This window comes from Pseudarthrobacter adonitolis, assembly GCF_055412845.1.
In genome coordinates, this window is sequence record NZ_JBVAYW010000022.1 from 48,207 (window position 1) to 59,363 (window position 11,157).

The 11,157-nt window shown below is 66.0% G+C and carries 10 protein-coding genes; 9 read left to right on the forward strand and 1 reads right to left on the reverse strand.

Annotation, left to right across the window (positions count from 1 at the left end; genetic code table 11):
• Positions 1-28: 28 nt before the first annotated feature.
• Positions 29-733 carry a hypothetical protein gene (locus ACZYZ4_RS16750; RefSeq protein WP_463862686.1) on the forward strand — a complete coding sequence of 235 codons (705 nt, stop codon included), beginning with the start codon at positions 29-31 and terminating at the stop codon, positions 731-733.
• Positions 730-5,175: a type VII secretion EssC family protein gene (locus ACZYZ4_RS16755; protein ID WP_463862687.1), complete on the forward strand. Its 4,446-nt coding sequence runs from the start codon at positions 730-732 to the stop codon at positions 5,173-5,175. Before ACZYZ4_RS16750 ends, ACZYZ4_RS16755 begins: the two co-directional genes overlap by 4 nt.
• Positions 5,176-5,558: 383 nt before the next feature.
• Here the strand turns inward: ACZYZ4_RS16755 and ACZYZ4_RS16760 are convergent, their stop codons facing one another.
• On the reverse strand, positions 5,559-5,798 hold the full coding sequence (locus ACZYZ4_RS16760) for a hypothetical protein (RefSeq protein WP_463862689.1): 240 nt from the start codon (positions 5,796-5,798) through the stop codon (positions 5,559-5,561).
• A 108-nt stretch (positions 5,799-5,906) separates the two neighbouring features.
• Between ACZYZ4_RS16760 and ACZYZ4_RS16765 the strand changes: the two genes are divergently transcribed.
• From ACZYZ4_RS16765 to ACZYZ4_RS16795, 7 genes are all read left to right on the forward strand, one after another.
• The gene (locus ACZYZ4_RS16765; protein WP_463862698.1) at positions 5,907-6,125 is read left to right on the forward strand and encodes a DUF2283 domain-containing protein; all 219 of its coding nucleotides are present in this window, start codon (positions 5,907-5,909) and stop codon (positions 6,123-6,125) included.
• 217 nt (positions 6,126-6,342) lie between these two features.
• On the forward strand, positions 6,343-6,594 hold the full coding sequence (locus ACZYZ4_RS16770; RefSeq protein WP_463862690.1) for a hypothetical protein: 252 nt from the start codon (positions 6,343-6,345) through the stop codon (positions 6,592-6,594).
• Between the two features lie 398 nt (positions 6,595-6,992).
• Positions 6,993-7,643, forward strand: coding sequence for a hypothetical protein (locus ACZYZ4_RS16775; protein WP_463862691.1), 651 nt, complete (start codon positions 6,993-6,995; stop codon positions 7,641-7,643).
• Positions 7,644-7,726: 83 nt separating this feature from the next.
• Positions 7,727-8,572, forward strand: coding sequence for a S26 family signal peptidase (locus ACZYZ4_RS16780; protein WP_463862693.1), 846 nt, complete (start codon positions 7,727-7,729; stop codon positions 8,570-8,572).
• Positions 8,569-9,447, forward strand: coding sequence for a LamG domain-containing protein (locus tag ACZYZ4_RS16785; RefSeq protein ID WP_463862695.1), 879 nt, complete (start codon positions 8,569-8,571; stop codon positions 9,445-9,447). The genes ACZYZ4_RS16780 and ACZYZ4_RS16785 overlap by 4 nt, the downstream gene beginning before the upstream one ends.
• A 455-nt stretch (positions 9,448-9,902) precedes the next feature.
• The gene (locus ACZYZ4_RS16790) at positions 9,903-10,079 is read left to right on the forward strand and encodes a CsbD family protein (RefSeq protein ID WP_463862696.1); all 177 of its coding nucleotides are present in this window, start codon (positions 9,903-9,905) and stop codon (positions 10,077-10,079) included.
• Between the two features lie 380 nt (positions 10,080-10,459).
• On the forward strand, positions 10,460-10,711 hold the full coding sequence (locus tag ACZYZ4_RS16795) for a hypothetical protein (protein WP_463862699.1): 252 nt from the start codon (positions 10,460-10,462) through the stop codon (positions 10,709-10,711).
• The last annotated feature ends 446 nt before the right edge of the window (positions 10,712-11,157 follow it).

Below are 11,157 nucleotides of genomic sequence, written 5' to 3' on the forward strand. Positions count from 1 at the left end.
GGCACTGCCCGACGAGGAGGCACGGAAAATGGGGGATCTAGCAATAGATTTCTGTGGTGAATGGTACGAACCCTCCGATGAGGAAATCTTCAACATCGGCCGCGAAGGCGACCTTGAAGTGGACGACAACCCATACCTTCACCGCCAGTTCCTGCAGGTGGCCCGCTACGACGGGATCTGGTGGCTGAGCAACGTGGGTGGGATGCTGTCCGCCACGGTCGCCGACGGGTCCGGTGGGATGCAGGCCTGGCTGTCGCCGGGTGCGCGCATCCCGCTGGTGTTCAGCCACACGAACGTCATCTTCACTGCCGGGCCCACCACGTATGAGTTCGCCGTCCACCTCAAGACGCCGTCCTTCCGCCAGGAACCACGCGAGGATGACAGCAACGGCGACACCACCATCGGCCCCGTGGTCTTCACCGACTCCCAGAGGGCCCTCATCGTGGCTCTGGCCGAACCCATGCTGCGGCGGGACGGGACCGGGTTCAGCGCCATCCCGTCCTCCGCTGCAGCTGCCAAGACCCTGGGCTGGGCACTCACCCGGTTCAACCGGAAACTCGATAACGTCTGCGACAAACTCGACCGCGTGGGCGTGGTGGGTTTGCGCGGCGGCGGTGGGAAACTGGCCACCAACCGGCGAGCGAGGCTCGTCGAACACGCCGTCACGTCCCACCTGGTCACCCCCGATGATTTGTACTTACTGGAAAAGATGAGGGGCGTGGACGAAGGATGAGGATCCGGCTGACACTCCGCCGGGACCCGGCGGAAACCAAGAACCTGGCCGTCACCGTTGACGGCCTGGCCACAGTGGCGGATATCGCCACCCAGCTTTGGGCCGCGGACCCCGACCGGAAAGGATCGCCGGCGCCGGAGAACCTTTCGCTTCGCATCGACGAGGCCTTTGTGGGCGGCGGCATGCGCGGCAGCGTCCTGACCCGCACGGACAACCTCCTGGAGTCGGGCCTGCGCCCGGGCTCCGTGGTGTCACTGACCGAGGTCAGCGAACTTTTCAACGCACCCGGTGCCAACCGCGGACCCGCGGCAGCCACCCTGCGGATCCTTTCCGGGCCCGACGTCGGCCAGGAATTTTCGCTGCCCTCCGGCACCAGCTACATCGGCCGGGACCGGGACGTGGACATCCGGCTCTTGGACCCGCTGAGCTCCAAACGCCACGCCCGCATCACCGTGGGCGAGAGCGTCGAGATAGTGGATACGAACTCTGCCAACGGCCTCCTGATGGACGGCCTGCCGGTCACCCGGGCCACCCTGAACTCCTCGGACACGGTGACACTGGGGGAGACCACCATCACGGTGGTGCCGCTGGGACGCAACCAGGCGGCAGCGCCGACGTCGCCCCTTGTCGATTTCAACCGCTCCCCGCGGGTGGTTCCCCGCTTTGAGGCCCCCAAGCGCGTGCCACCGGCCGGACCCAAACGTCCCGACCACCAGCCGTTCCCGTACATCATGCTGATGGCGCCGCTGCTGATGGGCGGCATCATGTTCGCGGTCACGCGGAACATACTGTCGGTGGTGTTCATGATGATGATGCCGCTGTTCATTGTGGGTCACTACGTGGACCACAAGATGCAGACCAGGCGCCAGCAAAAGGAACAGCTTAAGCAGTTCCGGGAGTCCATGGCTGCGTTCCGGCAGGACATCACCGAACTGCAGCACGTGGAACGTGCGGTCCGCCTGCAGGAAGCGCCGTCGGTCAGCGACACCGTGGATTCCATCTACAAACTCGGTCCGCTGCTGTGGACCCACCGCCCCGAGCACACCGGTTTTCTGGGCCTGCGGTTTGGGCTCGGCACCGGTACATCACGCATCCTGTTCGAGGAACCCAACAGCAACGACACCGAAGCTGAATTCATGCGCGAGATCCAGGACTGCCTGAAGCAGTTCAGGGACATCGAGGGTGTCCCGGTGGTCTCCCAGTTGCGCACGGCCGGGTCCTTCGGCGTGGCCGGAGCCCGGGGCCTGGTGGACGACGTCGCCCGCGGCATGGTCCTGCAGTTTGTGGGGCTGCATTCGCCGGCGGAGGCCGTGGTGACAGCCATTACGTCGGCGCAGTCCCGGCCGCGCTGGGACTGGCTGCAGTGGCTGCCCCACGTAGGCTCCGGCCACAGCCCCCTCAACGGCGACCACCTGGCCGCCGGTTCAGCAAGCGGTTCCTCCCTGGTGGCCAGGCTCGAAGACCTACTCGACGCGCGGGAAGCCATGGCCAAGCGCTCCGCACCGGAACACCGGGGATCCGTGGACCCGGCCAAGGACGAGATCCCGGCTCCGGTGCTGCCGGCTGTCCTGGTCATCGTCGAGGACGATGCGCCCGTGGACCGGGGCAGGCTGACCCGACTCGCCGAGCGCGGGCCGGATTCCGGCGTCCACGTGATGTGGGTGGCCACCGACATCCAGGCACTTCCGGCTGCCTGCCGGGACTTTATGGTGGTGGACGGCGAAAACGGCACCACCATCGGGCAGGTGCGGCTGGGACGGCACACGTACCCCGTGAGCTGCGAAAGCCTCGACGCCGAACTGGCCGCACAGCTGGCCCGGATGCTGGCGCCCGTGGTGGACGTTGGCAAGCCGGTCAGCGACGACTCCGACCTGCCGCGTGCGGTGTCCTACGCCACCCTGATCGGCAAGGACTTCCTGGATAACCCGCAGGCCGTGGCGGAGCGCTGGGTCGAGAACAATTCCGTCCATGCCTCCGCGGTCCCCAACCGGAAGGACAACGGAACCCTCCGCGCGCTGGTGGGCTCCAAGGGCCTTGAGCCGCTCTACCTGGACCTGAAGAACGAGGGCCCGCACGCGCTGGTCGGTGGCACCACCGGCGCCGGTAAATCAGAGTTCCTGCAGTCCTGGGTCATGGGCATGGCTGCCGCTTACAGCCCGGACCGCGTGAGCTTCCTGTTTGTGGACTACAAGGGCGGGGCGGCGTTTGCCGATTGTCTCAGCCTGCCCCACACCGTGGGCCTGGTCACGGACCTGTCCCAGCACCTGGTCCGGCGCGCCCTGACATCCCTCCGTGCGGAGCTGCACTACCGCGAGCACCTGCTGAACCGCAAGAAGGCCAAGGACCTGCTGGGGCTCCAGCGCGAGGCCGACCCGGAGGCGCCGCCGTACCTGATCATCGTTGTGGACGAATTCGCGGCGCTGGCCACCGAGGTCCCCGAATTTGTGGACGGCGTAGTGGATGTTGCTGCCCGCGGCCGGTCCCTGGGCCTGCACCTGATCCTGGCCACGCAGCGTCCCGCCGGCGTCATCAAGGACAGCCTGCGCGCCAACACCAACCTGCGGGTTGCCTTGCGCATGGCGGACGAGGACGATGCCACCGACATCCTTGGCGTGCCTGATGCGGCGTACTTCGACCCGTCCATCCCGGGCCGCGGCGCCGCCAAGACCGGGCCCGGGCGAATCCAGGGCTTCCAGACCGGATATGCCGGCGGCTGGACGACGGAAAAGCCCCAGCGTCCGCAGATCGACATTGTGGAGATGGCCTTCGGATCAGGGCCCAGCTGGGAGGCCCCGGCCCCGGAAAAGCCCGTCAAGGAAGCTCCGGCCGGCCCCAACGACATCGCCAGGATGACCACCAACATCGTCAGGGCCGCGGAGTCGCTGGCCATCCGGCCGCCGCGCAAACCGTGGCTGGACGAACTTGCCAAGACGTATGACTTTTCCAAGCTCCCGAACCCCCGGACGGACGAACGGCTGCTGCTGGGCGTGGCGGATGATCCTGCCCGCCAGGAACAGCCCACCGTGTTCTACGAGCCGGACCAGGACGGCAACATGGCCATCTACGGCACGGGCGGCTCCGGAAAGTCCGCTGCCCTGCGCGGCATCGCGATTGCCGCCGCCGTCACGCCCCGCGGCGGGCCCGTGCACATCTACGGGATAGATTGCGGCTCGTCCGGGTTGAAGATGCTCGAAGAGCTCCCGCACGTCGGCGAGATCATCAACGGTGACGACGTCGAACGCGTCGGCCGATTGCTCCGCCTGCTTCGGGATATCGCGGACGAGAGGTCCGCCCGGTTCGCCGAGGTCAGGGCGTCCACCATCGTCGAATACCGGACGCTGGCCAACCGCCCGGACGAGAAGCGGATCTTCGTGCTGCTGGACGGCATGTCGGCGTTCCGTGAGACGTACGAATTCAGCCGCCTGTCCGCGCTCTGGGATATCTTCCTGCAGCTGGCCACCGACGGCCGTCCCCTGGGGATCCACCTCGTGGTCACCGGTGACCGGCCCAACTCCGTACCGGCGTCGTTGCTGGCTTCCATCCAGCGCCGGCTGGTGCTGCGTCTGACTTCCGAGGACGACTACATGTCCATGGACGTGGCCAAGGATGTCCTCACCAGCTCCTCACCGCCGGGCCGCGGCATGCTGGGCGGCTACGAGGTCCAGCTGGCCGTCCTCGGCGGCAACTCCAACCTGGCGCTGCAGGCCCGCGAAGTCCACAAGCTCAGCCAGGCGATGCTGCGCCAGGGGCTGGAATCGGCACCAAGAATCCAGCGGCTTCCCGAACAGGTGGATCTGGGTGTGCTGCCTGCCGGCAGCTCGGACCTTCCCGTCATCGGCGTCGACGACGAAACCCTGCAGCCGGCCGAGATCATGGCCCAGGGACCGCTGCTACTGGCGGGTCCGCCAGGGGCGGGCAGGACAGTGGCGCTGGTAACCCTGGCGTACGCGCTGCGCCGGTCCAATCCGGACACGGAGCTGGTGTACATCGGCTCGCGCCGGTCCGCCGTAGCGTCGCTGCCGCTCTGGAACCGTTCGGTGGTGGGTGCCGATGACCTGTCTGACGTCATCGAGGATCTCACGGAGCACTCCTCCGGGAACCCCGGGAAGCTGGCGATCTTCATCGAAGGCCTGACCGAGTTCACGGATACCGTTGCGGAATCGGGCGTGTCGCAGCTCGTGACGGCGTCCATCAAGGCCGACCAATGGGTCATCGGGGAATCGGAAACGTCAACCTGGTCCTCCGCCTGGTCCCTGGCCCAGCCCTTCAAATCCGGACGTCGGGGCCTGCTCATCAATCCGGGCGACATCGAAGGGGACAGCCTCCTCAACACGTCGCTGGGCCGGGTCAGCCCGGAGTTCATACCCGGCCGCGGCTACATCGTGGGACGCGGCAAGGCACGCAAACTGCAGATTGCCCTGCCGCCGGAAAACAGGGGCTGAGCCGTTGCCTTCCACAGGCCCGTAAATCCACTGGATTTGAGGGTCCGTGGCGCGTTGTAGGAGACTCCCGGAAACACTGTTTCGCCGGCCCTGCAGCCTTGGCTGTGTCGTCCCTGCTCAGTAGAAGCCGGGCACGACGGCAGTCACCCCGGCGACGTAACGGCTTGGATGCTTCTATATTCGTCAAGCTTTGGCGGGCGTGGAGGGTTGCCGGTCCCGGTGCTCAGACAAATACCGAGTTGGCAGCGCTGGGTCAGTTACATCTTCATTCCGTCATCAGGCCAACGAGAAAGACGCTACGGCCTGCCACACAAAGCGTCGGTGACGGGAAATAGAGACGCTGATTAGATTGCGACGTAAGGAACGCTCTGAATCCGGGCGGATCAGCCAGCGTGGCCGGCTCGGTAAGCTTTGAGAGCATCGTCTCTGATCCAAATTCTGGTCAAGAAGACGTCCAGAACGACTGACACCACGACGGCGATCCAGCCGATCCACGTAGGGGCGAGGCCCGCAAATTCCAATGCCATGACTGCAAGGATCACGGCACCAGAGGCGTAGTTGTAGATGCGCCGCCCGGAAGTGGCGCCCAGCGCTTCTTGCCGCTCCCGAATGTAGTTCAGCATTTAGTCCCTTCAGGGGACGCACGGGGTAAAGTCCGCCGGAAACCGGGGAACATCTTTGACAACAAGATCGGCAATATCATTACCGTGACGAAGGGGTAGACAGCGAAAATTACCTATGACAAAGAAGCAGACGCCGCATACGTCCAACTCGTCGATGAAATCATTGATGGTGAGGCATCGACGCAGTTACATTCGATAGAGACCCCCGGGCAGAAAGGCGAAATCATTATTGACTTTGATGCCGAAGGGTACATCCTGGGCCTGGAGATTCTAGGGGCGAAGGATGTGTTGCGCGAGGAAATTCTCGCCCTGGCCCAACGTCCATAGCAGGCATGGGGGGGCAGCGTGGACGTGCTGCCCCTATCCATTTTCGTCCATTCAGCCATGGCTATATGTCATCTTCACAACTTTCTCCGTACTGGCATATTGTGCTGAATCTTCTTGCATGGAGCCTTGTTGGCGCCTGGATCGGGCGCACTGGGCCACCCGGGTCAAGTCAAAAACATTGTTCCGGGTCATCTCGGTTCTACTTGTCCTGACTGCGGTGCTGCTGTTCGTCACCCACTTCTTCGCGATTGATCCCTTGATGATTGACCCGGTTCCGCGTGCGTTACTTGGGGTCGCTGCCGGTGCCCTCATCGGTGTTGTCGCTGCTCTGATGGGCGTGGCCGGTGGTGAGTTACTGATCCCGACGATCGTGCTGCTCTATGGCACCGACATCAAGATCCCCGGCAGCCTGCCGCTGGCATCAATCGCGGGAACTGTGCCCGGCGGACTGCTCCTGGCAGCCAGGTAAAGACTTACAGACATGGGAAACGTGGCCGCGGTTTGGTCAGTCGGCCTTGGTACTGTGGGCAGTCCCGCCGGTCCCCCCAGTCCGGTGGGACGTGCATTTGCCCGACCCACTTCCTTGGATGTGGGTCGGCCGATGGGTTATGTCGGGGGCCGGTGCGGCGAGCCGGTCGGACAATGGGGTTACCGGCAGGTAGTGTAAGTGGGGCGCCAGCGGTGCAGCCGTTCTGGCCCGGATGCCGGGCCGATCATTCATGGACGGCGCAGCTTAGACCGCGATCAGCGGATATTCGTGAACCATCACCGGATATCTGCGCGCCATGGACAGGCCGGGGGACCACGTCGCAAGGGTGCCCTGGTGGGGTCCTTCCCGTCTACGTCCGACTGCTGAAAGAAGCTGCCATGAACGATTCCACCATGCCCGCCAAGAAGAACCGCCGCATCGCCCCGCTGGCGCTCATCGCCGCCGCCGCCGGCGCGGGGCTGCTGTCCCTGACACTGACCGGGACGCTGTCAGGGTTCGCCGCGAGCATCACCAACAGTGCCAACACCGCGGGTTCCGGGACCCTAGTGATGCAGGAACAATCCACTGGCACCACCCCTGTCACCTGCACGTCCAATTCCGGCGCCGGCGGCGTCGGGACGAACACCGCGACGTGCGCGTCGATCAACAAGTTCGGCGGCAGCACGGTTCTGGTGCCCGGCAACATGGTCAGCACCGACATCACGATCAAAAACATCGGCACGGCCAACGCCGGCACCTTCACCCTGACCCCCGGCGCGGCCTGTGCCCAGTCCAATAACGGCGCCGTCAACGGCTCCGCGACGGACCTGTGCGCGAAACTCAAGGTCGTCATCACCGCCGGCGGCACGTCCATCTTCAACGGCACCGCCGCCACCCTCGCCGGGGCGCCCGCGATCAGCATCACCCCGGCCCCGGCCGCCGGCGTGAGCGTCCCGGTCAACATCAAGGTCACCCTCGACGCGGCGGCGGACAACACCTACCAGGGCCTGGCCGCCTCGCTGCCGCTCACCTGGGCGTTCGCCAGCTAAGAAACATACCGTGCGGTGCCGTGCCGGAAGACCTGATGCCGGCACAGGCACCGCACCTCGTCCCCGCACGGAAAGGTAATTCCATGGCGACTCCCGCAGGGCTACGGGTCCGCGGCATTGCCCTGCCCGCCGCCGCCGTGCTGGCAGCGGGGCTCGTGATCGTGGCGTTCCTGTTCTTTCTGGCCGGGTGGCGCTGGTTCGTAGTCTCCACCCCCTCCATGGGCCAGAGCGCGCCCGTCGGGTCCCTGATCCTGTCCGAACCCGTGCCCGCGTCCGGGCTGCACCTCGGGAACGTCATCACCTTCACCCCGCCCGGCCGGCCCGGAACGGTCTACACCCACCGCATCACCGGGACCGACAAAACCGGGGGAATCACCACCCGCGGTGACATCAACGGAACCAACGACCCCTGGGCCCTGACACCGCAGAACATCCTCGGCCGGGCGATCCTCCTGCCCGGCTGGGGCTGGCTGGTCAAGTCCGTGCCCCTGCTGCTGGCCGGAGGCCTGATCCTGTGGGCGGTGACCACGTACTGGATCCGCGGCCGGTGGCAACGGCCCGTCCGGCTCTTCGGGGCCTGCGCCGTCGTTTCCCTCACAGTCATCCTGCTCCGTCCCTTCATCGGGATCACCCTGCTGGAGGTCACCACGGACGAATCGGGAACCCGGGCCAGGGTCGCCTCCACCGGGCTGCTGCCCATCACCGTCCGGGCCGGGCACGGCAGCACCGCAGAGCTGGCCAGCGGCCAGGTCAGCGAACTCACCGCCAACGACGGCGAGGGCTACTACCACCTCTCCTCCTCCGCCGATCTGCCCTGGTGGGGCTGGATCATCACCGCCCTGGTGTGCCTGCTGCCCGTCTTCTGGGTCCTCGGCCGGGGCCTGCGCTCCGGCGGTCCCCAGGAAACACCTGACCGGGTGCCCGGATGACCACGGAACCGGGCGGACCCCTGCTCCGCCGGACCCTTCCGGCCGCTGCCCTGGCCCTGGCCCTGGTGATCGGCTTGGCCGCGCTGACCATCCCCTCGACTACCGGCGGGTATCTGGCACGGATCACGAACAGCACGAACACCTCGGGCACGGCCCCCTACTTCACCTGTCAGGGCGCCATGGCAGCGGACAAGGCCTCCGCGATCTTCGCCTACCGGCTCGCCGAACCCTCCGGGGCCGCCGTGGCGGCGGACTTCTCCGGCAAAAACAACCCCGGCACCTACCGCGGCACCATGAGCTCCGACACCACCTCAGCGAACCGGCCCTGCACACCCCGGGACTCCGGCGGATCCTACGCCCTGACCGGCACGTCAACGTATGTTTCGGCAGGAAGTTCCACCGCCCGGGCCTCCACGAACACCTTCACCCTCGAGGTCTGGTTCAGGACAAGCACCGCAGGCGGGCGGCTGATCGGCTGGGGCAACACCGCCACCGGGACCTCCACCGCCTACGACCGGCACATCTTCATGAACAACGCCGGCCAGCTCGTCTTCGGGCTCTACCCCGGCACCGTGAAGGTCATCACCACCCCCGCCAGCTACAACGACGGGGCACCCCACCACGTCGCCGCGACCCTGTCCACCGCGGGGATGAAACTCTATGTCGACGGCCAGCTCGCCGCGCAGGACCCCGCCACCACCACCAGCGAAGCGTTCAGCGGGTTCTGGCGCATCGGCTACAACAACCTCGCCGGCTGGGGCCCCAACGAACCCACCAGCCATGCCTTCACCGGCAGGATGAGGTACGCCGCCGCCTATACCACCGCGCTCACCCCGGCCCAGATCACGGCCCATTACACCGCCGGACGGCCCTGAGGCCGGTACCGGTTCAAGGGTGTCGCCGCCGGCGGTTGCCCTAGCTGAGTGATCGGCCCGGCCCTGACGCCCTCGGTATACCGGCGGGCTGAAGAGATCGGCTCCCCTAGATGCCGGCTGATGAGCTTCCGCAGCGGACCGGTCAGTTCGTCCCGCACCACCAACCGCGTCTTTCCATGCCCGCAGCCCCGCAGCCCCGCAGCCCCGCAGCCCCGCAGCCCCGCAGCCCCGCCGACCACGGCATGACCTGGCCACCGGCCCGGGCCACGGTCACCCGGGCGTGCCGGCCCCGTCCGGATCCCGCTTCCCCCGGGACCCTCCCGAGCCCGCCACCCGGGCAGACCACGCACGCTGATCCCCGGGTGCCGCCAGCAGACGGGGCGGCACCCCGGGCGAGAGAATGAAATGTCCCGCCGGCGTGGACCGGCAGACCGGCCACTGACAGGAGCGCCATCATGGGTTTGGGTGACAGGATCAGGCACGCCGCCGAGAAAGCCGGCGGCAAGGGCAAGGAAGCCGCAGGTACGGCCCCCGGCGACGAAAGCCTCAAATCCGCAGGCAAGACCGACCAGACGAAGGCAGGCCTGAAGCAGGCCGGGGAAAAAACGAGAGACGCCTTCAAGGAACACTGACCCGAAACCCGGGACCAGGAGCCTCGTCAGCCCCGACCCTGGAAACGGCCCCCGTCCGGCAGCTGAGCCCGGGCCGCACCGCGACGGGCAACCGAAAGTCAGGACGCAGACCGCACGTCAGAGGCCCGGGAATCGCCGACATCGGCCCGATGATTGAATTTGAAGGGCAACGGCCCGTATGGGACGTGGAACTCTTTCAGTGAGACGGTTCGGATGGGTCGCGGTACACACGGTTCCGTCCGGGCAGAACCACCGCCGACAACTCTGGCTGTTGCCTGTCCTTCCCTGATCCGCTGGCGTACCCTGAGCTCACACCGGATACCGGCCCGATGCCGCGCCCCGTCGATTTGACCTCACAGAGGAAGGCAGCATTGATTGAGATGAATATCAAGGACCAGTGGGACCGGCTCGATCCCGCCACACAGAAGTGGCTCACCGACAACCCGGGATGCCTGATCCTGCCGCGCACCATCACAGCAACCATCTGCAGGGAGACCCGCGGAACCGATGACGGTGACCAGCACGGCGAGACGGTGCTCTCCCAGGAAGACCGCGACTTCATCCAAGCCAAGGCCAACGAAATCCGCACCGGCCCCCAGGAATACCGGTTCTTTGACGCAACACAGCCTTAAGCAGAGTGGCACCATCCCCGCACCGCCGGCTCAGGGCAGTGCGGGCAAAAGATGGCTGATGCCGGCTCAGCGGCGGCCTTCGCAGCTGCTGCATATGTCCGGGCCCTATGGCAAGGGGCTTCCACTCACGCAGGCCCCGGAGGTGTTCGGACGCAGCCTGCGAGCCTGCGCGACGCGGTCATGCTGATCTCTACTTTCGGTAGACCCTCATTTTATGGGGCCCACTGTCCGAAATCTCCGAGGCAGCTCAGTCGTACTTGCTGTCAGGCGACGTTCATGTCCTGTCCAATGCCGCGGACGTGGAGCAGCCGGCCCCTGCTACGTACAGGGGGCCCATGGGGAGTGGTGCATGGGCAGCGGTGCCCATCGACAGTGTTTTGGGGCCGGGATAGGTTCTAGGTAATGGATCTTCCGGATGAGCCGGGGGCCGCTGGGGATGCCGATCT